General features: G+C 76.2%; 24 protein-coding genes and 1 tRNA gene. 4 read left to right on the top strand and 21 right to left on the bottom strand.

The features are described from left to right. Positions 1 to 156: 156 nt before the first annotated feature. Complete coding sequence (locus ACI781_RS17005) at positions 157 to 897, top strand: SDR family oxidoreductase (RefSeq protein WP_456567306.1); 741 nt, start codon at positions 157 to 159, stop codon at positions 895 to 897. Positions 898 to 967: 70 nt separating this feature from the next. Here the strand turns inward: ACI781_RS17005 and ACI781_RS17000 are convergent, their stop codons facing one another. The 4 genes from ACI781_RS17000 to ACI781_RS16985 form a co-directional block, all read right to left on the bottom strand. Next, the gene (locus ACI781_RS17000) at positions 968 to 2,449 is read right to left on the bottom strand and encodes a DUF6779 domain-containing protein (RefSeq protein WP_456567305.1); all 1,482 of its coding nucleotides are present in this window, start codon (positions 2,447 to 2,449) and stop codon (positions 968 to 970) included. Between the two features lie 113 nt (positions 2,450 to 2,562). Beyond that, the gene (locus ACI781_RS16995) at positions 2,563 to 3,579 is read right to left on the bottom strand and encodes a glycine betaine ABC transporter substrate-binding protein (protein ID WP_456567304.1); all 1,017 of its coding nucleotides are present in this window, start codon (positions 3,577 to 3,579) and stop codon (positions 2,563 to 2,565) included. Positions 3,580 to 3,727: 148 nt separating this feature from the next. Then, on the bottom strand, positions 3,728 to 4,465 hold the full coding sequence (locus ACI781_RS16990) for an ABC transporter permease (protein WP_456567303.1): 738 nt from the start codon (positions 4,463 to 4,465) through the stop codon (positions 3,728 to 3,730). After that, positions 4,462 to 5,181: an ABC transporter permease gene (locus ACI781_RS16985; protein WP_456567302.1), complete on the bottom strand. Its 720-nt coding sequence runs from the start codon at positions 5,179 to 5,181 to the stop codon at positions 4,462 to 4,464. The genes ACI781_RS16990 and ACI781_RS16985 overlap by 4 nt, the downstream gene beginning before the upstream one ends. Positions 5,182 to 5,184: 3 nt before the next feature. Between ACI781_RS16985 and ACI781_RS16980 the strand changes: the two genes are divergently transcribed. Beyond that, positions 5,185 to 6,390, top strand: coding sequence for an ABC transporter ATP-binding protein (locus ACI781_RS16980; RefSeq protein ID WP_456567301.1), 1,206 nt, complete (start codon positions 5,185 to 5,187; stop codon positions 6,388 to 6,390). Between the two features lie 6 nt (positions 6,391 to 6,396). On the opposite strand, the gene ACI781_RS16975 is transcribed toward ACI781_RS16980, so the two are convergent. From ACI781_RS16975 to dacB, 10 genes are all read right to left on the bottom strand, one after another. Then, positions 6,397 to 6,939 carry a DUF3180 domain-containing protein gene (locus tag ACI781_RS16975; protein WP_456567300.1) on the bottom strand — a complete coding sequence of 181 codons (543 nt, stop codon included), beginning with the start codon at positions 6,937 to 6,939 and terminating at the stop codon, positions 6,397 to 6,399. After that, complete coding sequence (folK, locus tag ACI781_RS16970) at positions 6,936 to 7,439, bottom strand: 2-amino-4-hydroxy-6-hydroxymethyldihydropteridine diphosphokinase (protein WP_456567299.1); 504 nt, start codon at positions 7,437 to 7,439, stop codon at positions 6,936 to 6,938. The genes ACI781_RS16975 and folK overlap by 4 nt, the downstream gene beginning before the upstream one ends. Next, the gene (gene folB, locus ACI781_RS16965; RefSeq protein ID WP_456567298.1) at positions 7,436 to 7,834 is read right to left on the bottom strand and encodes a dihydroneopterin aldolase; all 399 of its coding nucleotides are present in this window, start codon (positions 7,832 to 7,834) and stop codon (positions 7,436 to 7,438) included. Before folB ends, folK begins: the two co-directional genes overlap by 4 nt. Beyond that, entirely contained in the window at positions 7,824 to 8,690 is an 867-nt protein-coding gene (folP, locus tag ACI781_RS16960) for a dihydropteroate synthase (RefSeq protein ID WP_456567297.1), read from the bottom strand. The genes folB and folP overlap by 11 nt, the downstream gene beginning before the upstream one ends. Further along, the gene (gene folE / locus ACI781_RS16955) at positions 8,687 to 9,304 is read right to left on the bottom strand and encodes a GTP cyclohydrolase I FolE (RefSeq protein ID WP_456567296.1); all 618 of its coding nucleotides are present in this window, start codon (positions 9,302 to 9,304) and stop codon (positions 8,687 to 8,689) included. The genes folP and folE overlap by 4 nt, the downstream gene beginning before the upstream one ends. Beyond that, on the bottom strand, positions 9,301 to 11,313 hold the full coding sequence (ftsH, locus tag ACI781_RS16950; protein WP_456567295.1) for an ATP-dependent zinc metalloprotease FtsH: 2,013 nt from the start codon (positions 11,311 to 11,313) through the stop codon (positions 9,301 to 9,303). The genes folE and ftsH overlap by 4 nt, the downstream gene beginning before the upstream one ends. A 222-nt stretch (positions 11,314 to 11,535) precedes the next feature. Next, the gene (hpt, locus tag ACI781_RS16945) at positions 11,536 to 12,120 is read right to left on the bottom strand and encodes a hypoxanthine phosphoribosyltransferase (RefSeq protein WP_456567294.1); all 585 of its coding nucleotides are present in this window, start codon (positions 12,118 to 12,120) and stop codon (positions 11,536 to 11,538) included. Further along, positions 12,117 to 13,145 carry a tRNA lysidine(34) synthetase TilS gene (gene tilS / locus ACI781_RS16940; RefSeq protein ID WP_456567293.1) on the bottom strand — a complete coding sequence of 343 codons (1,029 nt, stop codon included), beginning with the start codon at positions 13,143 to 13,145 and terminating at the stop codon, positions 12,117 to 12,119. The genes hpt and tilS overlap by 4 nt, the downstream gene beginning before the upstream one ends. 4 nt (positions 13,146 to 13,149) lie before the next feature. Further along, positions 13,150 to 14,241 (bottom strand): zinc-dependent metalloprotease, encoded by a 1,092-nt coding sequence (locus ACI781_RS16935; protein WP_456567292.1) that lies wholly within the window; start codon positions 14,239 to 14,241, stop codon positions 13,150 to 13,152. Positions 14,242 to 14,277: 36 nt separating this feature from the next. Continuing rightward, on the bottom strand, positions 14,278 to 15,696 hold the full coding sequence (dacB, locus tag ACI781_RS16930; RefSeq protein ID WP_456567291.1) for a D-alanyl-D-alanine carboxypeptidase/D-alanyl-D-alanine endopeptidase: 1,419 nt from the start codon (positions 15,694 to 15,696) through the stop codon (positions 14,278 to 14,280). 56 nt (positions 15,697 to 15,752) lie between these two features. Between dacB and ACI781_RS16925 the strand changes: the two genes are divergently transcribed. After that, a complete protein-coding gene (locus tag ACI781_RS16925) occupies positions 15,753 to 16,247 on the top strand; it encodes an inorganic diphosphatase (RefSeq protein WP_456567290.1) in 495 nt (164 codons plus the stop codon). A 97-nt stretch (positions 16,248 to 16,344) separates the two neighbouring features. On the opposite strand, the gene ACI781_RS16920 is transcribed toward ACI781_RS16925, so the two are convergent. The 4 genes from ACI781_RS16920 to tmk all read right to left on the bottom strand — a co-directional run bounded on the left by ACI781_RS16920 (position 16,345) and on the right by tmk (position 19,043). Continuing rightward, the gene (locus ACI781_RS16920) at positions 16,345 to 16,842 is read right to left on the bottom strand and encodes a hypothetical protein (protein ID WP_456567289.1); all 498 of its coding nucleotides are present in this window, start codon (positions 16,840 to 16,842) and stop codon (positions 16,345 to 16,347) included. Between the two features lie 198 nt (positions 16,843 to 17,040). Beyond that, positions 17,041 to 17,116, bottom strand: a tRNA-Thr gene (locus ACI781_RS16915). A gap of 50 nt (positions 17,117 to 17,166) precedes the next feature. Continuing rightward, complete coding sequence (locus tag ACI781_RS16910) at positions 17,167 to 18,351, bottom strand: DNA polymerase III subunit delta' (protein WP_456567288.1); 1,185 nt, start codon at positions 18,349 to 18,351, stop codon at positions 17,167 to 17,169. Further along, the gene (gene tmk / locus ACI781_RS16905; protein ID WP_456567287.1) at positions 18,348 to 19,043 is read right to left on the bottom strand and encodes a dTMP kinase; all 696 of its coding nucleotides are present in this window, start codon (positions 19,041 to 19,043) and stop codon (positions 18,348 to 18,350) included. The genes ACI781_RS16910 and tmk overlap by 4 nt, the downstream gene beginning before the upstream one ends. 49 nt (positions 19,044 to 19,092) lie before the next feature. On the opposite strand from tmk, the gene ACI781_RS16900 reads away from it, so the two are divergent. Beyond that, a complete protein-coding gene (locus ACI781_RS16900; protein ID WP_456567286.1) occupies positions 19,093 to 19,896 on the top strand; it encodes a trans-aconitate 2-methyltransferase in 804 nt (267 codons plus the stop codon). A 1-nt stretch (position 19,897) separates the two neighbouring features. Here the strand turns inward: ACI781_RS16900 and ACI781_RS16895 are convergent, their stop codons facing one another. The 3 genes from ACI781_RS16895 to ACI781_RS16885 all read right to left on the bottom strand — a co-directional run bounded on the left by ACI781_RS16895 (position 19,898) and on the right by ACI781_RS16885 (position 24,281). Then, complete coding sequence (locus tag ACI781_RS16895) at positions 19,898 to 20,659, bottom strand: class I SAM-dependent methyltransferase (RefSeq protein WP_456567285.1); 762 nt, start codon at positions 20,657 to 20,659, stop codon at positions 19,898 to 19,900. Between the two features lie 7 nt (positions 20,660 to 20,666). After that, positions 20,667 to 23,603, bottom strand: a complete 2,937-nt coding sequence (gene topA / locus ACI781_RS16890) for a type I DNA topoisomerase (RefSeq protein WP_456567284.1) — start codon at positions 23,601 to 23,603, stop codon at positions 20,667 to 20,669. 210 nt (positions 23,604 to 23,813) lie between these two features. Further along, positions 23,814 to 24,281 (bottom strand): alpha/beta hydrolase, encoded by a 468-nt coding sequence (locus ACI781_RS16885; protein ID WP_456567316.1) that lies wholly within the window; start codon positions 24,279 to 24,281, stop codon positions 23,814 to 23,816. Positions 24,282 to 24,456 lie beyond the last annotated feature (175 nt).

The following is a 24,456-nucleotide window of genomic DNA, read 5'->3' as shown; positions in this document are numbered from 1 at the left end:
CACGCAGGTGTCGTGCCGATGGCGAGTGTGGAACCGGGCCGGCGGGTCCTGCAACGCCGGGACCTGTGGGGTCCGTCACGGACCCGGCGGGTCGGCGCGGACCCCTCCCCCCTACCGTGACCTCGCATTCCACCGACGAGAGGCAGGCAGGGGCACATGGGCGACCTCGAAGGACGTACCGCGCTGGTCACCGGCGCGAGCCGGGGCATCGGACTGGGCATCGCGCAGAGCCTGGTGCGGCGCGGCGCACGGGTGGTCGTCACCGCCCGCAAGCCGGAGGCACTGACCGAGGCGGTGGCGGCCCTCGGCGGGCCCGACGTCGCCGTCGGGGTCGCGGGCAACACCGCCGACGCCGAGCACCGCGCGGAGGCCGTGCGGACCGCGGTCGCGACCTTCGGCGGCCTCGACATGCTGGTCGGCAACGTCGGCATCAACCCCGTGTACGGGCCGATGGTCGACCTCGACCTCGACGCCTTCCGCAAGATCCTCGACACCAACGTGGTCTCCACCCTGGGCCTGGTCCAGGAGGCCTGGCGGGCGTGGATGTCCGAGCACGGCGGGTCGGTGCTCGTGGTCGCCTCCGTGGCGGGCCTCAAGGCCTCCCCCGGCATCGCCGGCTACGGCGTCAGCAAGGCCGCGCTGATCAACATGGTCACCCAGCTCGCCGTCGAGCTCGGGCCGAAGGTGCGCGTGAACGGCGTCGCCCCGTCCGTGGTGAAGACCCGCTTCGCCGGGAAGCTCTACGAGGGCCGCGAGGAGGAGGCCGCGATGGCCTACCCCGTCGGCCGGCTGGGCGAGCCCGAGGACATCGGCGAGGCCGCGGCCTACCTGCTCGGCGACGGCGCGGGCTGGGTCACCGGCCAGACGCTCGTGCTCGACGGCGGCTCGCTGTCCTGACCGGCCCGGCCTGACGGCCCCCCTCGCAGGCGCCCCCCCCCGGGCTCCTGCGAGGGGACGGGGTCCTGCGTCAGTGGCGGCGGAGGACCCGGGCGAGGACGTCGTCGTCCTCGTCGTCGTCGCGGTAGCGGTGCCGGCGGCGGGGCCGCGCATCCGGGGAGCCGCTCTCGGCGAGGATCTGCGCGAGCCGCGCCTCGCCGGGGGTCGGGACGCCGGGGGCCTGCACCGTGAGCGGGGCGGACGGCGCGGCGGCCGACCGCGGCCCGGTCGGCAGGGGGTCCGACGGCAGAGAGCCCGACGGCAGCGGGTCCGGTGGCAGGGGCGCCGGCGGGCGCGGCCAGGCGTCCAGCAACGACGCGGCCTCCACCGGGGCGGCGGACTCGCCGGCCGCGCGGGGGCGCTCGACCGTCACCTGCTCGGCGGTGGCCGGGTCGGTGCGCCGGCGGCGCCGCGGGGAGTCCTCCCCCGCGGCCGGCCGGGCGACCGGCGCCGGCTCCGGGGTGGGCGCGGCGGCGCGCCGCGCGGACAGGCCCTCCAGGGCCTCGTACCCGCGGGTGACCGGCGCCTCGGGGACCGCCGCACCAGCCACCGGGACCCCGTACGCCGGCGCGGGCACGGGCGGGGGCTGGTACCCGGGCACCGGCTGGGGTGCGGACCAGGGGGCCTGCGGAGCGGGCTGCGCGCTGCTCGGCGGGGCGTCGAGCCGGACGGCGGGCCACCCCCCGGTCAGCTCCCGCGGCGGCTCGTCCGACCAGCTCACCGCGTCGATCGACAGCGTGCTCGGGCCCTCGACGGGAGCGGCCGGGGTCATCGTCCCGGCCGGCCCCCGCGAGGACTGGGTCCGCATGACGACCCGCTCGAGGAACATCTCGCTGGACAGCTGCTCGGTCAGCTCGGCGCGCAGCCGCCCGACGTCGGCGCGCAGCTCCGCCACCTGGCCGAGCTCCGCGCGCAGGGCCGCGAGCCGGGCGACCTCCTCGCGCAGGCCGCCGGGACCGACGACGTCCTCGCGCAGGGAGCCCAGCACCGCCACGTCCCGGCGCAGCTCGCCGAGCGCCGCCACGTCCGACCGCATCGTGGTCAGCTCCGCCACGTCCGAGCGCAGCGCGGTCAGCGCGGCGACGTCGGCGCGCAGGGCGCCCAGGGCAGCGAGCTCCTGCCGGACCGCGCCGAGAGACGCCACGTCCTGGCGGAGGGCGGCGATCTCGGCGCGCATCGCGTCGTCGGACTCGCGGCGGATGCGGCTCTCGGTCTCCCGCTCGGCCTCCCGGCGACCCGCGGCGGCGCGTTCCAGCTCCAGCTCGTGCGCCTGGCGCAGGCCGGCCGGACCGCCCGCGGGGTCCCGGCGCCGGCCGGCGGCCAGCAGGGCGAGCACGAAAGACCACGCCCCGCCGAGGACGGCCAGCCGCAGCAGCCGGGCGTCGTCGGTCAGGAAGACCACCACCGTGGCCGCGACCGCGAGGACCGCCCCGGCGACGAGGCCGGCGGTCCGCCAGCGCGGCGTGGGCGCCGCGGGGAGGGCAGCGTCTCGCTCGTCCGGTCCCCCGCGCATGCCCTCCAGCGTAACGGCGCGAGGGCCCGTGCTCACGCTCCGGACGCATCCGTGACGCAGACGTCACGGGCCCCGGCGGATCACCGCCGGGGCCCGGGTACGCGACTCGGCGATCAGCTGTCGGCGAGCGCCCCGTCGGAGCTGAGCACGAGACCGATCGAGACCTCGCCCTGCTCGATGGCCGCCTTGGTCAGCGGGCCACCGGCGGTGTCCAGCGGGACGAACTCGGCGAACTGGAGCCCGTAGGTGTCCTCCAGGCCCACCTGGCAGAACGGCCGGGTCGGGCACTCCGCCGGCCCACCGAGGACCAGGGAGCCGTCACCGCACGCGTCGGCCAGCTCGGACAGGGTGGAGACGTCGAGGTCGTCGGCGAGCGCCTGGGTCACCGCGAAGGCGTTCTGGTCCGCGGCCTCGGAGGGCTCGCCGAAGGTGAGCCCGGCCTGGTCGGCCAGCGACTGCAGGGCGTCGCGCGTGGCCTGCACGTCGGCGCTGGCGACCGGCTCCGGGTCCGCGCCGTTGACCTGGGCGTTGAGCGCCTCGGTCACGGTGGCGAGGTACTCGGGGAAGACCTGCAGGTCGCTGCCGGAGATGAGCGCGGGCAGGTAGAGGTCCCGGTTGCCCACCGTCTTCACCGAGGCGTCGAAGCCCGCGGCGCCGAGCACGTCGGCGTAGATGTTCGCCAGGATCGTCGACTCGGTGAAGCCCGCCTCCCCGACGGCGATCGGGCCGCTGCCCTGCTCGAGGCCCTCGGTCACGCCGCTGGACTCGACCCACTCGGCCGCGACCTCCTCGGCGCTGCGCCGCTCGAGGTCCACCGCGGCGTTGAGCTCGATCAGCTGGTCGGTGGTGAGCGCGGCGGAGACCGCGTCCAGCGCCGGCAGCAGGGCGGGGTTGGCCGAGGCGGTCGCCGTGGTCACCGCGGCGATCACGTTGTCCGCGTTCTGCAGCCCCATGTCGTCCTCGAGGACGACGAGCCCCTCACCGGCGACCGGCGCGCACGCGTCGCCGCTGGCCTGGTTCGCGCTCGACTCGCTGCCGCCCGTGCCCGAGGAGCCGGAGTCACCGCACGCCGCCGTCGCCAGCGCGACCGCGATGGTGAGGGGGATGAGCACGTGGGTACGCCTGGTCACGGCACCCGCCTTCTGTGTCCCGTGCGGCCTCGCGGCCGGCACGCGTGTCTGGCGGGAGGACTCCCGCGACGGCCATGCAACCCCTCCGCGCGGGCGGCCTCCAAACCCGTGGCGGATGTGTTGTGCGCTTGTTATCTCCCCCGCCGGCTCACAGGGGGACGCCGGACGCCGTCGGCTCCGGTGCCCCGCGCACGGTGGACGCCCTGGTCACGGGCCGGAACGGCAGCCGCCGGGGGCCCGGGGTGAGCGCCCAGGAGACGACGACCAGGAACAGCTCGGTGAGCATCGCGAGCGCGGCGACCAGGAGCGCCCCCGCGATCATCACGCCGTAGTCGCGCTGCCCGAACCCGAGGTTGATCAGCCGGCCGAGGCCGCTGCCGCCGACGAGCGCGGCCAGGGTCGCCGTCGCCACCACCTGCACCGCCGCCGTCCGGATGCCGGTCAGCACCAGCGGCGCGGCCAGCGGCGCCTCCACCCGGCGCAGCACCTGCCCGCGGGACATGCCCATCGCCCGGGCCGCCTCCCGCACGTCGGCGTCCACCCCGCGGAAGCCGACCGCGGTGTTCGTCAGGATCGGCGGGATCGCGAAGACCGCCAGCGCGATCGTCGTCGCCCGGTCGCCGAAGCCGATCGGGGTGACGGCGAAGATCGTGAGCAGGGCGAGCGTGGGGATGGCCCGGCTCACGTTGGACACCACGACGACGGTGCCCCCACCGCGGCGGGACCGGCCGAGGACCGTGCCCAGCGGCAGCGCGACGACCATCGCGATGCCGACGGCGGCCGCGGAGACCGCCAGGTGGTCGGCCAGCAGGTCCAGGATGCCGCCGCGGCGGGTCCAGTTGAACGGGTCGTTGAGGTAGACCACCGCCCGCTCGAAGCTGTTCACGCCCGCACCGCCCGGGTCCACGGCGTGAGCAGCCGTTCCACCCCGACCAGCAGCAGGTCGGCGACGAGCGCCAGCAGCACGCAGCCCACCGCCCCGGTGACGATCTCCGCGCGGTACTCGTTGCGCGCGAACCCGCCGGTGATGAGCTGCCCCAGCCCGCCGTGGCCGACCAGGACGCCGACGGTGACCAGGGCGACGGTGGAGACGGTCGCCACCCGCAGCCCCGCCATGAAGGCCGGCAGCGCCAGCGGGAGGTCCACGCGCAGGAACAGCTGCCGCGGGCTGAGCCCCATGCCGCGGGCCGCCTCCCGGACGTCGGCGGGCACCTCCCGCAGCCCCGTGAGGAAGTTGCGCACGAGGATGACCAGCGAGTAGGCGGTCAGGCCGACGAGGACCGTCGTCGCCGACAGCCCGGTGAGCGGCAGGACCAGCGCGAACATCGCCAGCGACGGGATCGTGTAGACGACCGTCGACAGGGCCAGCACCGGTCCCGCGAACCACCGGCTCGACCGGGCCAGCAGCGCCAGCGGCAGCGCGATCAGCGCCCCGAGCGCCACGGCGGCGACGGTCAGCCACACGTGTTCTCCCAGGTGACGCAGAATGGTGTCCCAGTTGCTGGACACGTACGACGGGTCGAACCACGGGTTCGGCGCCTCGTCCACCGCGAGCACGTCGCTCACCGCGCCCGGTCCGGGGCGCACCGACAGGAGGACCACGCCGTGGACGCTACTGGCGCACCTGCCCGGCACGCTGCCGCCCCCGCGGCCGGCGCCGCCCCGGCGGCTCCCGCGGACCCCCCGTCGCCCGCCGGATCGGCCGCCCCCGAGATCCGCCTCGAGGGGGTCGCCAAGACCTATCCCGACGGCACCGTGGGCGTCGCCGAGCTCGACCTGACCCTGGCCGCCGGCGAGCTCACCGTGCTGGTGGGCCCCTCCGGCTGCGGCAAGACGACCACGATGAAGATGATCAACCGGGTCATCGAGCCGACCACCGGCCGGATCCTGCTCGGCGGCGAGGACGTCACGCGCGTCGATCCCGACCGGCTGCGCAGGCGCATCGGCTACGTGATCCAGAACGTGGGCCTGTTCCCGCACCAGACGGTGCGCGCCAACGTCGCGACGGTGCCCCGGCTGCTCGGCTGGGACCGGCGCCGCACCCGCGAGCGCGTGGACGAGCTGCTGGCGACCGTCGGTCTGGACCCCGCCGTCCACGGCCGGCGCTACCCCGCGCAGCTGTCGGGCGGCCAGCGGCAGCGGGCCGGGGTGGCGCGGGCGCTGGCCGCCGACCCGGGCGTGCTGCTGATGGACGAGCCGTTCTCCGCGGTCGACCCGGTCGTGCGGGAGCGGCTGCAGGACGAGTTCCTCCGCCTGCAGGAGGCCGTCCGCAAGACGATCGTCTTCGTCACCCACGACATCGAGGAGGCCGTGCGCCTCGGCGACCGCATCGCGGTGATGAGCGCCGGCGGGCACGTCGAGCAGTTCGCCCCGCCCGCGGAGCTGCTGGGCCGGCCGGCCAGCGACTACGTCGCCGACTTCGTCGGCGCCGACCGCGGTCTCAAGCGGCTGGCGGTCACGATGATCGACCCGGCGGTCCTCGCCCGGCCGCCGGTGGTGCGGCCCGAGGACACCCTCGCCGAGACCGCGGTGGTGGCGGCGGGCGCCGGCGGGGCCGTGGTCGTCGACGCCGGCGGCCGGCCCTGCGGCTGGCTGCCGGCCGGGCGGGCGGGTGCGCGCACGGTCGCCTCGGCGATGGTGCCGCTGGCCGAGCCGGTGCCGGTCGGGTCGACCCTGAAGACCGGGCTGTCGGTGCTGCTGCGCGCCGACGCCGACGCCGTGCCGGTCGTCGACGGCGGCACCTACGTCGGGCTGCTCACCGCCGGGGTGGTGCACACGACGCTGCGCCGCTCGGTCACCTCGTCATCCTGACCGCGGTCAGGCCGCGACCCGGTCGCCGCCGCCCGCGTCGTCGTCCTCCGACGGCGGCACCCGGCACACCTGCTCCAGCCACAGCGCGGCGGCGGTGAGCGCGAGCGAGGCGAGCACGCCGATCGCGCCGGTGACCGCGTCCCCGCCGGCGGCGTCGAGCCGGTCCAGCGAGGGCACCACGTACAGCAGCACCCCGGCCCACACGCCGGTGAAGACGGCGCCCACGTAGGCGCTGGCCTGCGCCAGCACCGCGGCGCGGGCCACCAGCATCGGCTCGACCGGGCGCACCAGCCCCGGCGGCGGCGCGGCGGCCGCGGCGGGCTGCGGCCGACCGCCGCGGGCGGCGCGGCGCGCGGCGCGCTGCGCCCGCAGCCGGGTCCCCAGCGCGCGGGCGGCGAGCGCCTCGGTGACCGCGAGCAGGGCCAGCGGGACCGGCAGCCACCAGCGCAGCGGCGGGAGGTCGCCGTAGACCGCCCGGACCACCAGCCAGGCCGCGACGGCGAGCCCGGCGGCGACGACGGCCAGGTCGCGACGGCGGACCGGGGTCACGACCGTGCCTGCCAGGGCACCACCGCGGCGACGTCCTCCGGCGGGAGGGCGGCGAGCAGCGCGGCGACCGGCCCGTGCCCGGGCAGGACGGCGGCCGGCTCGACCGACGCCCACGGCACGAGGACGAAGGCCCGCTCGTGCGCCCGCGGGTGCGGCAGCGTGAGCAGCGGGTCGTCGGAGCGCACCGGCGTGCCGTCCTCGCCGGTGACGGCGACGACGTCCACGTCGAGGGTGCGCGCCCCCCAGCGCACCTCGCGGGTGCGGCCGGCCGCCTGCTCCAGCTCGTGCGCCCGGGCCAGCCACCCGGCGGCGTCGCGCGGGCCGTCGACCAGGGCGATCGCGTTGAGGTAGGGCGGCTGCTCGACCGGCCCCCATGGCGGGGTCTCGTAGAGCGGGGAGGCGGCGACCGGCCCGTCGACGGCCAGCGCGTCGAGCGCCCGGCGCAGCGTCGCGGCGCGGTCGCCGAGGTTGGCGCCGAGCGACAGCACCGCCCTGGTCACCGCGGCTCCCCGGCCCGCTCCCGCCGGACGGCGACGGTGACGTCGGCGAAGGGCACGCCGAGCTCGGCGTCGGGCTTGTGCACGGTGATCTCCACGGCGTCCACCAGCGCGTTCGCCAGGCATGCGTCGGCCATCCGCTGGGCGAGGGTCTCCAGGAGGGACACCGGCTCGCCGGTCAGGATCGCGTGCAGGCCCTGCGCCAGCTCCGCGTAGTTCACCGTGCGGGCCAGGTCGTCGCCGGCCGCCGCCGGCCGGGTGTCGAGCTCCAGGACGACGTCCACGGAGAACGTCTGTCCCTTCTCCCGCTCCCAGTCGTAGACGCCGTGGTGGGCGTGCGCGGTGATGCCGCGGACGGTGATGCGGTCGGGGCGGGCCGGTGGGTGGTCACTGGGCACGGCTGCGGCTCTCCTGTCGGGCACGGCGGACGGCGGCGACGGTGCGGACGGCGTCGACCGAGGCCGCGGCGTCGTGCACCCGCACCCCCCACGCGCCGGCCTCGGCGGCGAGGACGGTGGTGGCCAGGGTCGCGGCGTCGCGCTGCTCGGCGGGACGCACGGTGCCGTCGGCGGCGGCCAGCTCGCGACCCAGGAACGTCTTGCGGGAGGCGCCGACCAGCACCGGCAGGCCCAGCCCGACGACCCGGTCCAGGCCGGCGAGGACCCGCCAGTTGTGCTCGGCGCGCTTGGCGAAGCCCAGCCCCGGGTCGAGGACCAGCTGCGCGGGGTCCACGCCGGCGGCGACGACGTCCTCCACCCGCGCGGTGAGCTCGGCGCAGACCTCGGTGACGACGTCGCCGTAGCGTGCCGCCGCGTACATCTCGCGGCTGTGGCCGCGCCAGTGCATGAGCACCCACGGCACCCCGGTGCCGGCGACCAGCCGGGCCATGTTGGCGTCGGCCAGGCCCCCGCTGACGTCGTTGACCAGCACCGCGCCGGCGGCGATGGCGGCCTCGGCGACCTCGGCGCGGGTCGTGTCGACGCTGACCCGCACGCCGGCGGCGGCCAGCTCGCGCACGACCGGCACGACCCGCCGGCACTCCTCCTCGGCGTCGACGCGCTCGGCGCCGGGCCGGGTGGACTCGCCGCCGACGTCGACGTAGTCCGCGCCCGCGGCGTGCATCGCCAGCCCGTGGGCGACGGCGGACGCCTCGTCGGCGAAGCACCCGCCGTCGGAGAAGGAGTCGGGGGTGACGTTGAGGACGCCCATCACCACGCAGCGCCCGGGCTGCGCGAGGGTCTGCGCCCCGCTCACCTCCCGAGCACGAGGCTCATCGCCTCGGCGCGGGTGGCGGCGCTGTCGCGGAAGATGCCCCGCACGGCCGAGGTGACCGTCGACGAGCCGGGCTTGCGGATGCCCCGCATGCCCATGCACAGGTGCTCGGCCTCGATGACGACGATGACGCCACGCGGCTTGAGCACCTCGTGCAGGGCGTCGGCGATCTGCCGGGTCATCCGCTCCTGGACCTGCGGCCGGCGGGCGTACACGTCCACCAGCCGGGCCAGCTTCGACAGCCCGGTGACCTTGCCGTCCTCGCCCGGGATGTAGCCGACGTGCGCGACCCCGTGGAAGGGGACCAGGTGGTGCTCGCACGTCGAGTACATGGGGATGTCCTTGACCAGCACCAGCTCGTCGTGGCCCTCGTCGAAGACGGCGGACAGCACCTCGTCCGGGTCCTGCCCGAGCCCCGCGAACGTCTCGGCGTACGCGCGCGCCACCCGGGCCGGGGTCTCCTGCAGCCCGGGCCGGTCCGGGTCCTCCCCCACCGCGATCAGCAGCTCGCGCACGGCGGCCTCGGCGCGGGCCCGGTCGACGGACCCGGGGACGGGGCGGACCTCGTCCTCCGGCTCCTCGGGGAGCTCGCTCACCGCTGGACGGGGGCGCCGACGTCACCGACCGGGCTCGACCCGCCGGTGACGTGGCCGTTGCCGTTGCCGTTGGCGAGGGCGGCCTGCTCGGCCGGGGTCAGCACCGGCGGCTGGTCCGAGGGCGTCCGCTTGCCGAACCCGTTGTACGGGGCCAGCGAGGGCCGCTTGGTGACCGGCGCGCAGATCCGCGCCATGTCCTCCTTGGACAGCGTCTCCTTCTCGATCAGCTCGAGGACGAGCTGGTCGAGCACGCCCCGGTGCTGGACCAGGATCTCCCACGCCTCGTCGTGCGCGGCCTCGATGAGCGCGCGCACCTCGGCGTCGATGTCGGCGGCGACGGCCTCGGAGTAGTCCGGCCGCGAGCCCATGTCCCGGCCGAGGAACGGCTCGGAGTCGGTGCTGCCGTACTTCACCGCGCCCAGCTTGGCGCTCATGCCGTACTGGGTGACCATCGCGCGGGCCATGGCGGTGGCCTTCTCGATGTCGTTGCCGGCGCCCGTGGTGGGCTCGTGGAAGACCAGCTCCTCGGCCGCGCGCCCGCCGAGGGCGTAGGCCAGGGTGTCGATCATCTCCGACCGGGTCTGGGTGTACTTGTCCTCGGTGGGCAGGACGAGCGTGTGCCCGAGCGACCGGCCGCGGGGCAGGATCGTCACCTTGTGCACCGGGTCCAGGTTGGGCAGCGCGTGCGCCACGAGGGCGTGGCCGCCCTCGTGGTAGGCGGTGACCTTCTTCTCCTTCTCGCTCATGGCCCTGGTCTTGCGCTCGGGGCCGGCGATGACGCGGTCGATCGCCTCCTCGAGGGTGGCGTCGGTGATGACCGTGCCACCGTGCCGGGCGGTGAGCAGCGCGCCCTCGTTGAGGACGTTGGAGAGGTCGGCGCCGGTGAAGCCCGGCGTCCGGCGGGCCAGGGTCTCCAGGTCGACGTCCGGGGCGAGCGGCTTGCCCTTGGCGTGGACGGCGAGGATCGCCTTGCGGCCGAGCAGGTCGGGGCGGTCGACGGCGATCTGCCGGTCGAACCGGCCCGGGCGCAGCAGCGCGGGGTCGAGGATGTCCGGCCGGTTGGTGGCGGCGATCATGATGACGCCGCCCTTGACGTCGAAGCCGTCCATCTCGACGAGCATCTGGTTCAGCGTCTGCTCGCGCTCGTCGTGCCCGCCGCCCATGCCGGCACCGCGGTGACGCCCGACGGCGTCGATCTCGTCGACGAAGATGATGGCCGGCGCGTTCTGCTTGGCCTGCTCGAACAGGTCGCGGACGCGGCTGGCGCCGACACCGACGAACATCTCGACGAAGTCCGAGCCGGAGATCGAGAAGAACGGGACGCCGGCCTCGCCGGCGACGGCGCGGGCGAGCAGGGTCTTGCCGGTGCCGGGCGGGCCGAACAGCAGCACGCCCTTGGGGATCTTCGCGCCCACGGCCTGGAACTTGACCGGGTTGGCGAGGAAGTCCTTGATCTCGTGGAGCTCCTCGATCGCCTCGTCGGCGCCGGCGACGTCGGCGAACGTCGTCTTCGGGGTGTCCTTGGTGATCTGCTTGGCCTTGGACTTGCCGAAGGCCATGACCCCGCGGCCGCCGCCCTGCATCGAGTTGAACAGCCAGAACAGCAGCAGCAGCAGGATGACGAACGGCAGGAAGCTGATCAGGACGCTGACGAAGACGTTCTCCTGCGTCACGTTGGTGTCGAACTCGACACCGTCGCCGCTCTGGCCGCCCTCGCCGTTCTGGCCGCTGACGAGGTCGAAGACGTCGTCGGAGGCGCCGATCGGGTAGGAGGCGGTGATCCGGTCACTGCCCTCGACGGGGTTCGTCAGCTCGAGGTCGAGCGTCTGTTCCTTGTCGTTGATCGTGACCTTCTCGGCGTTGCCGTCCCGGATCTGCTCGAGGGCCGTCGCCGTGGAGACGTCCTCGAAGTCGCCGCCGCCGCGGAACAGCGTGGAGAACCCCACCGCCAGCAGGACGACGAGGACGACCCAGAACCACACGGAGCGGAAGATCTTCTTGCGTTCCATACACCGATGCCGGGAGGCCCGGACGGGCCTGACCCGTCGACCCTCCTGATCGTCCGGGGGACGCGCCCTGTGCACCGGGTGGCACCCGCGCGACGGTGCAGCGTCGTTGCGATCGACGGTACACCGGGCACCCTGTGCTGATCCTGTACGCGAGCCGCGAGGAACCCCTACGGGTCGCCCCTCGCCCGCCGCGCGGCGGGCGGCCGGCTCAGCCGCCGTGGATCAGGTGTAGACCTCGGCCTTGAGGGTCGCGATGTAGGGCAGGTCGCGGTAGCGCTCGGCGTAGTCCAGCCCGTAGCCGATGACGAACTCGTTCGGGATGTCGAAGCCGATGTACCGCACCGGCACGTCGACCTTGACCGCGTCGGGCTTGCGCAGCAGCGCACAGACCTCCAGCGACGCCGGCGCGCGGCCGCCCAGGTTCTTCAGCAGCCACGAGAGGGTCAGGCCGGAGTCGATGATGTCCTCGAGGACCAGGACGTGCTTGCCGGTGATGTCCCGGTCGAGGTCCTTGAGGATGCGCACGACCCCGGAGGAGCTGGTCGCGCTGCCGTAGGAGGAGACGGCCATGAACTCCATCTGGGTGGGCAGCTGCAGCGCCCGCGCGAAGTCGCTCATGAACAGGACGGCGCCCTTGAGGACGCCGACGAGCAGGACCTCGCGGCCGGCGTAGTCCGCGGCGACCTGGGCGGCCAGCTCCGCGATCTTCTCCCGGATCTGCTCCTCGCTGAGCAGGACGTGGTCGATGTCGGGGCCGTAGCCGTGGTCGGGACCGAGTGCCCCGGGCGTGCTGGCGGGGTCCGTCACGGGGGCTGCTCCTCGGAGAGTGCGGGTGCGGGGTCCGCGCCGCGGCGGGCCGGCGGCGACAGGACCAGCCTGCCAGACGCCCGGACCACTCCTGCCCCACCGGGTAGGTCGACCCGGCCCTGCCCCCGCCAGCCGGTGACGAGCGTCTCCACCGCCCGCAGGTGGACGGCCTGCAGGTCCGGGACGCCCGCCGCCCGCAGCCAGCCGCGCAGCACCCGCCGGCGGACCGCCGCCGGCAGCGGGGCCAGGGGCCGGGCGGGCAGGTCGCCGTCCCCCGCCTCGGCGGCCAGCCGGGCCAGCTCCGCGGCGGCCCAGGCGTCGAGGGCGTCGAGGTCCTCCCGCAGGAGGCCGGCGGTGCGGGCCAGCGCGGGTGCCACCCCGCCGCCGAGGACGTCCTCCAGCAGCGGCAGCACCTCGGTGCGCAGCCGCACGCGCGTGTAGGCCGGGTCGGCGTTCCAGGGGTCGTCCCAGACGGGGAGCCCCTGGTCGGCGCACGCCTGCCGGGTGGTGTCCCGCCGCGCGCCGAGCAGCGGCCGCCACCAGGTCACCCCGCCGTCCTCCCGGCAGGCGACCATGCCGGCGACCGAGCGCGGGCCGGAACCGCGGCCCAGGCCCAGCAGCACCGTCTCGGCCTGGTCGTCGAGGGTGTGCCCCAGGGCGACCCGGGCGCCGTGCGCGCGGGCCGCCTCCGCCAGGGCGGCGTACCGGGCGGCCCGGGCCGCGCCCTCCGGCCCGCCGGCCCGGGGCACCCGCACGGGCAGCGCCAGCACCGGGTCCAGCCCGAGGTCGCGCAGCAGCTCCGCCGTCCGCTGGGCCCGGTCGGCCGAGCCGGGCTGCAGCCCGTGGTCGACGGTCACCCCGCCCACCCGCACGCCGGCGCCGCGGGCCTCGGAGGCCAGCGCGGCGGCGAGGGCGAGCGAGTCCGCTCCCCCGCTGCACGCGGCGAGCACCGGTCGCGGGTCCGCGCGCAGGCCGGCCCGGACGGCGGCGCGCAGCGCGGCGACCGCGGGCGCGGGCCCGCTCACGCGCTCAGGCGGGGACGGCCGGGCGGCCGATCACCCGGTCCACCCAGCGGGCGGGGTCGGTGAGCTCCTCGACCCGCGGCAGCGCCTCCGGCCCGGACCACACCCGGTTGAAGCCCTCCATGCCGACGAGGTCGACGACCCCGCCGACGAAGACCCGCCCGTCGGCGTACTGCTTCATCTTCTGCTCCAGCCCCAGCAGCCGGCGCAGCACGCGGTCGACGGGGCCGCGGCCCTTGCGCCGCTGGGCGAACCGCTTGCGCAGGGTGCGCACCGAGGGGACGACGTCGGGCCCGACGCCGTCCATCACGTACTCCGCGTGCCCCTCCACCAGGCTCATCACCGCGGTGACCCGGTCGAGGACCGCCCGCTGCGCCGGGTCGCCGACCAGCGCCATCAGGCCCTGCGGCTCGTCGTCGTCGGCGTCCGCGCCGCGGACGGCGTCCCCGAGGCTGCGCACCACGTCGCGCAGGCGGTCGCGCAGCACGTCGGCGTCGAGGTCGGTGGCCTCGACGAACTCCGCGATCAGCGACTCGAGGTGGCCCTGCAGCCACGGGACGCCGGTGAACTGCAGCTGGTGGGTGACCTCGTGCAGGCAGACCCAGAGGCGGAAGTCGGACGGGTCCACGCCCAGGCGGCGCTCGGTGTCGACGATGTTGGGGGCGACCAGCAGCAGCCGGCCGCCGGTGCCGAAGACCTCGTACTGCCCCAGCACCCGCGAGGACAGGAACGACAGCACGGCGCCGGCCTGCACGCCGGTGACGCGGGAGCCGATCGCCGTCGTGACCGCGCCCGGGCGGCGGCCCTGCTTCTCGGCGAGCGCGTCGACCAGCGGGCCCAGCAGGGCGGACATGCCGGCGGTGTTGGCGTCGACCCACCCGGGCCGGTCGACGACGGCGACCTCGGGCACGGGGCCGCCGGAGGCGGGCCGGAGCCCGGTGAGGCCCTCCACGTGCGCGATCGCGGTGGCGGCGGCCTCGTGCAGCTCCTGCACGACGGCGGCGGCCTCCTCCCGCGTGGTCTCGGGCCCCGGACCGACCAGCCGGCGGGCGGTGCGTCCGGCGAGGTCCCAGTCGACCATCGAGGAGGCGCTGCTCATCGCCTCACCGTACGCGCGGCCGCGCCGCCGCTCCCCTCACGAGCAGCCGCAGGCGGCCAGCGCCTCGGCCGCGGCGTCGAGGGCGTCCTCGGCCGGCTGCTCGCCGCCGGTGACGCCGTCGGCCAGGAACGCGAAGGCCAGCAGCCGCCCGTCGGCGGTGACGACGGTGCCCGCGAGGGCGTGCACGCCCAGCAGCGTCCCCGTCTTGCCGCGCACCGCGCCCGGCGCGGTCGCCGGGTCGTCGTCCCCGCGGTCGGCGAGGGTGCCGTCGTACCCGGCCACGGCCAGCCCGGAGACGATCGCGGACAGCTCCGGCGAGGAGCCGTCGGCCGCGGCGGTGACCAGCCGGGTCAGCAGCGCCGCCGGCACCCGGTCGGACGCCGAGAGCCCGCTGCCGTCGGCGAGGGCGACACCCTGCAGGTCGAAGCCGGCCTCCTCCACGGCGGCCGGCACGGCCTCGGCGACGCCGTCGAAGGTGGCGGGCAGCCCGCGGGCGAGGGCGACGTGCCGGCCCAGCGCCTCGGCGAGCAGGTTGTCCGACTGGGCGAGCATCTGCTCGACGAGGCGGGCGACCGGTGCCGAGTGCACGGTGCCGAGCACCCGGGCGCCGTCGGCCGCCTCGCCCAGCCGGACGGCGGCGCCGGGCGCGCCGAGGGCGGTGGCCAGGGCACGCCCGGCGTCGGTCCCGGGGGCGCCGCTGCGCTGGGGGGTCCCCGCCGAGAGGCGTGCGCCGTCGACGGCGGTCGCGGTCACCGGCGCGGCGTAGCTGGAGGGCGCGTCGCCGGGGCCCCACCCGGGCGCGGTCAGGGGGCCGGTGAACAGCCCGTTGTCGACGACGACGGCGGTCAGCGGGGTGTCGCCGAGCTCGGCCTGCACCTGGGCGGCCAGGTCGGCCACGGTGGCGGCGCCGGGGTAGGTCAGCGACGGCGCGGTGGTGGACAGCGTCGGGTCGCCGCCGCCGACGAGGACCACCTCGCCGGGGGCGGCCCCGGCCACGACGGTGGTGGCGAGGGTGTCGTCGGGGTCGAGCGTGGTCAGCGCCGCCACCGCGGTCAGCAGCTTGGCCGTCGAGGCGGGGACGGCGGGCCGGGTGCCGGCCCGGTCGAGCAGGACGTCCCCGGTCGCGACGTCGACCACCTGCGCGCCGGGTGCCGGCCCGAGCGCGGGGTCCCCCAGCAGCGGGGCCAGCCGGGCCTCCAGCGTGCCGGGGTCCGGGGCGGGGGCGTCGCCGCTGAGGGCGGCCAGCACGGGGGCGGGGTCGCCGACCTCGGGCAGCTGCGCGCCGGCCGCCGGGTCGGCGCCGTCCCCGCCGTCGTCCCCGAGGGACCGGACGACCAGGACGGCCGCCACGGCGAGCGCGGCCACCAGCGCCACGACCACCAGGACGAGCCGGCGACGGAAGCGCGAGTACTTCGGCGTGACGGTCGTCGACCCGCTCGACGCGATGCTGTCCACCCCCTGAGAGCACCTCCGGCGCAGCAGCCGTGGCGTCGTGGGCCACACTACGACCCGTGCAGTTCGACGTGACGGTAGAGATCCCCAAGGGCCAGCGGAACAAGTACGAGCTGGACCACGCCACCGGCCGCATCCGCTTGGACCGGATGCTGTTCACCTCCACCCGCTATCCAGCGGACTACGGGTACATCGAGAACACCCTCGGTCAGGACGGCGACCCGCTCGACGCCCTGGTGCTGCTCGAGGAGCCGACCTTCCCGGGGTGCCTGATCACCTGCCGGGCGATCGGCATGTTCCGGATGACCGACGAGGCGGGTGGGGACGACAAGGTGCTCACCGTCCCCGCGACGGACCCGCGGATGTCCCACCTCAAGGACATCACCGACGTCTCGGAGTTCGACCGCCTGGAGATCCAGCACTTCTTCGAGACCTACAAGGACCTCGAGCCGGGCAAGTCGGTCGAGGGCGCCGAGTGGGTCGGGCGGGCCGAGGCCGAGGCCGAGATCGAGGCCTCCATCCGCCGCGCGGCCGAGGCCGGCCCGCACCACTGATCCTGCCGGCCCTCTCCCGAGCGGCCGCCGAGCGCACCACGGACAGTCGACGGCGGTGCACCCCTGCGGGGGTGCACCGCCGTCGTCGTGTCCGCGGTCAGCAGTTGGCCTGGCCCCAGGTGTCGACGGCGGTACCGGCGTCGACCAGCTCCGACTGCAGCTCCAGCAGGTCGTCGGCCAACTGCTGTCCGGCGCCGGGCGCGGTCGGGTCCACCGAGGCCAGCAGGTCGCGCAGGCCCCGCCAGCCGGACACCAGGCGCTCCCACTCGTCGGCCACGTCGGCGGGCGGCTGCACCTCCTCCATGCGGCGCACCGCGTCCTCGAGGGTGGGCAGCGCGGACGTGGGGTCGGTCGGCACCGCCTCCAGGTCGGCGGTGATGTCCTGGAGCAGCGCCGGGACCTCGGTGCAGAACGCCTCCCGCAGCTCCTCGTCCGAGTCGTCGGGGGACGAGGACGACGAGGACGACGAGGACGACGAGGAGGAGCCGGAGGAGCCGCCGGCGGCCGGCGAGGCGCTCCCGTCGACCTCGGAGGTGCAGCCGCCGAGCACGGCCGCAGCCGCCAGCAGGGTCAGGGTCCGCGCGCGTCGTCTCACCCGGAGACCGTATCCAGCCCCGCGGGCGGCCACCCGGCGGACGGCGCCGCGCCGCGCCGCCGGTGGGAGCCGGGATGGGGCGCGCCGTGCCCGACGTGCCGCGTGGGGTGCGAGCCGCCGTCCCGGCGAAGCCGATCCGCGCGCTGCAGGAGGCGGCCACCGCGGGCGAGGCCCCGGCCGCCTGAGGGGACCGGGGGCTGGAGCCGCCTGTCGGAATCGAACCGACGACCTTCTCATTACGAGTGAGATGCTCTACCGACTGAGCTAAGGCGGCGGACGTGCGCGACCAGACTACGGCACGGTCCCGGCCGGACCGCGCACCGGTCAGGCCCGCTCGGCGGGGAGTCGCAGCGCGACGGTGAGCGCCTCGACGGCGAACTGGGGCTTCACGTTCTGCTCCAGCGCCGTCCGGCAGGCCAGGACGGCGTCGATCCGCCGCAGCGCCCCCTCCGCGCCGATCCGGGCGGCCAGCTCCTCGGCGTCGGCCCGGCGGTCCGGGTGGGCCAGCGGCGGCGCCTCTCCCCCGCCGTCCCGCACGGCCGCGAGCACCAGCGCGTCGCGGTAGAGGGCGGCGAGGTCGACCAGCGCGCGGTCCAGCGAGTCGCGGCCGAGCCGGGTGGCCCGCGACTTCTGCCTCTTCTCCAGCTCCTTGAGCACCCCGGCGCTGCCCCGGCTGGCCGAGACCACGCCGGGGCCGCGCGCGCCGACGCCGAGGCTGTTCTTGACCGCCTCGGTCTCCGCGCCGGCCAGCGCCGCCGACGCGTGGTCGGACTCCTCCTTGGCCGCGGCGACCAGGTCGTCGGCGGCGGTGAGGCAGGCGGCCAGCGACACCAGCGACAGCGGCACGTCCAGCACCGCCTTGCGGGCCAGCCGCGCCGCCTCGTCCCGCGCCAGGTGGCGGGCCCGGCCGACGTGGCCGCCCGAGGCCGCCGCCGCCCACGCCGCCATCGCCGGGTCGACGCCGTCGCGCCGGGCCAGCACGTCGGCGATCGCGGCGACGGGCGGCGTCCGCAGCGCGACGACGCGGCAGCGGGAGCGGATGGTCACCATGATGTCGTCCGGGTGCAGGCTCGGGGTGCAGAGCATCACCACGGTCCTCGGCGGCGGCTCCTCGAGCATCTTGAGGACGGCGTTGGCCGCGTGCTCGGTCATCCGGTCGGCGTCCTCGACGACGATGACCTGCCAGCGGCCCTGCGACGGCGCCCGGCCGGCGAGCCGGACGAGCTCGCGGGCCTCCTTGGCGGCGATCGACAGCCCGTCGGGGACGATCACCGAGACGTCGGCGTGGGTGCCGGCCAGCACGGTGCGGCAGGCGTGGCAGGTGCCGTCCCCGCCCGCGGGGCACTGCAGGGCGGCGGCGAAGGCGCGGGCCGCGACCGACCGGCCCGACCCGGGCGGTCCGGTGAACAGCCAGGCGTGCGTCATCGCCGCGGGCTCGGCGATCGCGGTGCGCAGGGTGGCGATGACGTCGTCCTGGCCGACGAGGCCGGCCCAGACCCCCTCGCTCACGGCGTCCCCACCGGGTCGAGCAGCGCGGCGACCCGGTCGCGGACCTCGGCGGTCAGCTCCGCGGCGGGACGGGCGGCGTCCAGCACCAGGTAGCGGTGCGGCTCGGCGCCCGCGAGCTCGAGGAAGGTCGCCCGGACCCGCTCGTGGAAGTCCAGCGACTCGGCCTCCATGCGGTCGGCGGCCGCCCGGCCCCGCGCGCGGGCCAGGCCGGTCGCCGGGGGCAGGTCCAGCAGCACGGTGAGGTCGGGGACGAGGCCCTCGGTGGCCCACCGCGACAGCGCCGCGACCTCCTCGCGCGGGATCGCCCGGCCCGCGCCCTGGTAGGCCAGCGAGCTGTCGACGTAGCGGTCGGTGACCACCACCTCCCCGGCGGCCAGCGCGGGGCGGACGACGGCCGCCACGTGCTGGGCACGGTCGGCCGCGTACAGCAGCGCCTCCGCGCGCGGGCCGAGCGCCAGGTCCGCGCGGTCCAGCAGCAGCTGCCGGACGACGACGCCGGCGGGGGTGTCCCCCGGCTCGAACGTGGCCCGCACCCGGCGCCCGGCGGCGGTGAGCCACTCGGTGAGGGCCCGCACCTGGGTGGACTTGCCCGCGCCCTCCCCGCCCTCGAAGGCGAGGAACAGGCCGGTGCGGGCGGCGTGGGACTCGGGGATGGCGGGCTCCGGAGGTGGGAGGTCGGTCGCGGGCGCCACGGTACCGGCCGGCGGTGACGGTCCCGGGCACGCTCGTAGGGTCGGCGCCGTGACCGGTCGGGAGACCCCGGCGGGGGCGTGGGACCCCGCGCAGTACCTGCGCTTCGGCGACGAGCGGGCCCGGCCGTTCGTCGACCTGCTGGCCCGCGTGGGCGCCGGCGACCCGCGGGTGGTCGTCGACCTCGGGTGCGGGGAGGGCGCGCTGACCGCCTCGCTCGCCGCCCGGTGGCCGGGTGCGCGGGTGACGGGCGTGGACTCCTCCGCGCAGATGCTCGCGGCCGCCGCGGCGCACGCCGTGCCGGGCCGGGTGTCGTTCACCGCGGGCGACGTCCGGGAGTGGCGGCCGACCGGACCGGTCGACGTCCTGGTCACCAACGCCGTCCTGCACTGGGTGCCCGGCCACGAGGCGCTGCTGCGCCGCTGGGCTGGGGAGCTGGCGGCCGGCGGCTGGCTGGCGCTGCAGGTGCCGGGGAACTCCGGCGCGCCCACCCACCGGCTGCTCGCGGAGCTGTGCGGCTCGCCGCGGTGGCGGTCGCGCCTGGCCGGGCTCGCGCCGCCGGAGCGGCCGGTGCTGGACCCGGCCGGGTACCTGGCGGTGCTCGAGGAGGCGGGTCTGCGCGGAGAGGCGTGGGAGACGACCTACCTGCACGTGCTCGACGGTGCGGACCCGGTGCTGGGCTGGGTCCGCAGCACCGTCCTGCGCCCGGTCCTGGCGGCGCTGACCGACGCCGAGGCCGCCGAGCTCACCGCCGCCTACGCCACGGCGCTGCGCGCGGCCTACCCGCCGCGGCCCGACGGGACGACGCTGCTGCCGTTCCGCCGCGTGTTCGCCGTCGGCCGGCGGCCGGGCTGACTCACGCCGGCTCGAGCCGGTAGGCGTCGGTGCGGTAGGGCAGGTCGAGCACCGCGCGGCCGCGGGTGTCGGGGTGCTGGGCGAGCAGGTCGCGCAGGCCGCCGAGGAAGGCCGCGCGGGCGTCGTCGTCCATGGTGGCGACGTAGCTGCGGGTGCCGATGCCCGCGACCACCTGCGCCGGCGTCACCCGCTGGACGACCCGCGACGTCGCGTGCTCGACCCGGGCCGGCAGCGCGCGGGCGAACGCGTCGACGACGGCCCGGTCCGCCTCCGGCCCGCGGGCCTCGGCGGCGAGGGCCTCCCCCAGCGCGCGCACCCACGGGACCCGCTCGTCGCGGGTGTTCCACACCAGCCCGACCACGCCACCCGGGCGCAGCACCCGCCGCAGCTCGGCCGCCGCCGGCGCCGGCCGGAACCAGTGCGCGGCCTGCCCGGCGACGACCGCGTCGACCGCGCGGCCCGGCAGCGGGAGCGCCTCGGCGTCGCCCACCGCGGTCTCCACCCCGGGCCGGCGGGCCCGCAGCTGCCCGAGCATCTCCGCGGACGGGTCCACGGCCACGACCTCGTGCCCGGCGGCCAGCAGCACCTCGGTGAGCAGCCCGGTGCCGGCGCCGAGGTCGAGCACGCGGCGCGGTCGGGCGCCGAGCAGGAAGGGGACGACGTCGGCGGGGTACCCCGGACGCAGCGCCGCGTAGTCGGCCGCGACCGACCCGAACGACGTCCGGCGCGCCTGCCAGGCGGCCGGGTCGAGCGGGTCGGTCACGCCCGGCTCAGGCGAGCGGGACGGCGTCCGCCGCGGAGGCGGTCTTCGTCGCCGGCGCCGTCCTGGCCGCCGTGGTCTTCGTCGCCGTGGTCTTCGTCGCCGCGGTCTTCTTCGCGGTGGTCTTCTTGGCCGCGGTCTTCTTGGCGGCCGTCGCCTTCGTGGCGGTCGCCTTCGTTGCCGTCGCCTTCCTGGTGGCCTTCTTCTTCTTGGCCGGGCCGGCGGCGCGACGGTCGGCCAGCAGCTCGGCGGCGCGCTCGAGCGTGATGCTCTCGACGTCGTCGCCCTTGCGCAGGCTCGCGTTGGTCTCGCCGTCGGTGACGTAGGGACCGAAGCGGCCCTCGCGCACGGTGATCGCGCCCTCGGTCACCGGGTCGTTGCCGAGCTCCTTGAGCGGGGCCTTCGCCGCGGCCCGGCCCCGCTGCTTGGGCTGCGCGAACAGCGCCAGGGCCTCGTCGAGGGTGACCGTGAACAGCTTCTGCTCGCCCTCGATGGAGCGGGAGTCGCTGCCCTTCTTGAGGTACGGCCCGTAGCGGCCGTTGAGCGCCTGGATCTCCTCGCCGTCGGGCGCGGTGCCGACGGTGCGCGGGAGGCTGAGCAGCTTGAGCGCGTCCTCCAGCGTCACCGTCTCCGGGGACATCGAGGCGAACAGGCTGCCCGTGCGCGGGGCCTCCTTGCTGCCCTCGGGGACGACCGTGGTGACGTAGGGCCCGTACCGGCCGGCCTTGACCACGACCGGCAGGCCCGACTCCGGGTCGGTGCCCAACTCCCTGTCGCCCGACGGCGCCGCCAGCAGCTCGGCGACCTTCTCACCGGTCAGCTCGTCGGGGGCCAGGTCGTCGGGGATGCTGACCCGGGAGCCGTCCTCCCCGGCCTGCAGGTAGGGGCCGTAGCGGCCGACCCGGACCACGACCGGCTCACCGCCGGGGCCGGTGGCGCGCAGCGGGATGGAGTTGACGCCGCGGGCGTCGATCTCCTCCAGCCGCTGGCCGATGACCTGCTTCAGCCCGCCGGCCTGCGCGATCGCGCCGGCGTGGCCGCCCTCGCCGCCGAAGTAGAACTCGGTCAGCCAGGTGACCCGCTGCAGGTTGCCGCCGGCGATCTCGTCGAGCTCCTCCTCCAGCGAGGCGGTGAAGTCGTAGTCGACGAGCTGGGCGAAGTGCTGCTCGAGCAAGTTGACCACCGCGAAGGCGACGAAGGAGGGCACCAGCGCGGCGCCCTTCTTCCACACGTACCCGCGGTCCTGGATCGTCTGCATGATCGACGCGTAGGTCGACGGGCGGCCGATGCCCAGCTCCTCCAGCCGCGCCACCAGGCTCGGCTCGGTGTAGCGGGACGGCGGGCTGGTGGTGTGGCCCTTGGCGTCCAGCTGCCGGGTGTCCAGCTGCTGACCGCGCTCGACGCGGGGCAGCCGCCGCTCGGCGTCGTCGCTGCCGTGGTCGTCGTCGCCGCCGGCGGTGCTGCCCTCGTCGCGGGACTCGACGTAGGCGCGCAGGAAGCCGGGGAAGGTGATCGTGCGGCCGCTGGCGGTGAACTCGACGGCCTCGTCGGTGGCGCTGCGGCCGGCCAGCCGGATGCTCACCGTCTGCCCGACGGCGTCGGCCATCTGCGAGGCGACGGTCCGCTGCCAGATGAGCTCGTAGAGCCGGAACTCGTCGCGGGCCAGCTGCCCGGCGAGCTGGCCGGGGGTGCGGAAGCTGTCCCCGGCCGGGCGGATCGCCTCGTGCGCCTCCTGGGCCCCCTTGGCCTTCTTCGCGTAGCGCCGCGCCTCGGCCGGCACGTAGGCGTCGCCGTAGAGCTCCCGGGCCTGGCTGCGCGCGGCGTTGATCGCCTCGTTCGACAGGTTCGTCGAGTCGGTGCGCATGTAGGTGATGTGGCCGTTCTCGTACAGCCGCTGCGCCACCCGCATGACCTGCGCGGAGGACCAGCCGAGCTTGCGGCCGGCCTCCATCTGCAGCGTGGAGGTGGTGAACGGCGCGTACGGCCGGCGCCGGTAGGGCTTCTCGTCGACCCGGCTGACCGTGACCTGGCGCCCCTCCAGCCGGGCCGCCAGCCCGCGGGCGCCGGCCTCGTCCAGGTGCACGACCTCGCCGGTGACCCGGCCGGTGGCCGGGTCGAAGTCACGGCCGGTGGCGACACGGCTGTCGTCGACACTCACCAGCTTCGCGCGCAGCGTCGTCGGCTCGCCGTCGTCGGCGCCGGCGGCCTTGCCCGGGACGGCGAAGGTGCCCTCCAGCGACCAGTAGTCGGCGGCGTGGAAGGCCATCCGCTCCCGCTCGCGCTCGACCACGATCCGGGTGGCCACCGACTGCACGCGGCCGGCCGAGAGCTTGGGCAGGACCTTCTTCCACAGCACCGGGCTGACCTCGTAGCCGTACAGGCGGTCGAGGATGCGGCGGGTCTCCTGCGCGTCGACCAGCGCGGTGTCCAGCTCCCGCGGGTTGGCGACGGCGCGGGCGATGGCCTCCGGGGTGATCTCGTGGAACACCATCCGGCGCACCGGGACCCGCGGCTTGAGCGTGTCGACCAGGTGCCAGGCGATGGCCTCGCCCTCGCGGTCCTCATCGGTGGCGAGGTAGACCTCGCTGGCGTCCTTGACCAGCTGCTTGAGCCGGCTGACCTGCTGCTTGCGGTCGGGGCTGACCACGTAGAGCGGTTCGAAGGCGTTGTCCACGTCGACGCCCAGACGGGCCCACGAGGCGCCCTTGTGCTCGGCCGGCACGTCGGCGGCGTTGCGCGGCAGGTCACGGATGTGCCCGACGCTCGCCTCGACGACGTAACCGCCACCCAGGTAGCCGGCGATCTTGTTCGCCTTGGTCGGCGACTCCACGATGACCAGCGGTCGGCCCCCCGCGGCTGCCGTGCGGCGGCGGGTCGGGGTGCTCGTCCCGCCGGCCGTCTCGGTCGCGGGGTCGGTGCCGGTCTTCGCGGTCTTCGTGGGGGGCACGGTGCTCCTGTCGGTGCTGCTGTGGCTGCGGGCTCCGGCGAGGGGACGCCGGGGGACGCCGTCGTGCGCGTCCGCCCTCGGCGACCGCCACGGTAGGCCACGACCCCGGTGCGGTACCGGGTGGCGACCGTGCGTGGGCGTGCCGACACCCGCTCAATGGACGGCGGCGGCCCCGTGTTCCCGGGCCCCGGCAGGCCTCCCCCACCCGGGTCACGGGTGCCGCACGTCGGCCAGGACCTCGCCGATCGCCGCCACGGTGGGGCGGTCGGTGTCGTAGTACTCGGAGTGCCCCATGCCCTCCTCCGCCGGCAGCGGCGTGGCCCCGTACCCGGGCGACCACACGGCGGTGGCGAACACCGGGAACCCCGGGACGTCGGGCATCGCCGGCGCGAGCCAGATCGGGTCCGAGCCGCCGATGGCGGCGTAGACGTCCTCGACCTCCAGGTCGTCGGCGGTCCCCTCCAGCCCGGGGCTGCCGGCGAGGACGACCGCGTCGGCGGCCAGCCGGCCGGGCCGGTCGGCGGCCCCGGCCACGACCTGGCTGCCGTAGCTGTGGGCGACCACGACGGTGTGCGCCGGGCGCCCGGACGTCTCCCGGGTCGCGGCCAGCCCGTCGAGGGTCGCGTCCAGGGCCACCCCGCCGACCCGCCCGTAGACGGGCGACGCCGCCTGCTCCAGCGACGGCGGCGTGCGGTAGCCGATCCAGGCGACGGTCGCGACCGTCGCGGCCGGGGCGGGGGGGAGCGCCCCCCCCGCCGCTGGGTGGCGCGGGTCAGCGCGACGTAGAGGTCGTTGCGCCCGCGCACCCCCTCGTCGAGCACGCCCTGCGGGTCGAGCAGCAGCACCGAGTCGA

The sequence above is a fragment of the Blastococcus sp. SYSU D00695 genome, from assembly GCF_054050555.1.
This window is presented reverse-complemented; position numbering and strand designations above follow the sequence as displayed.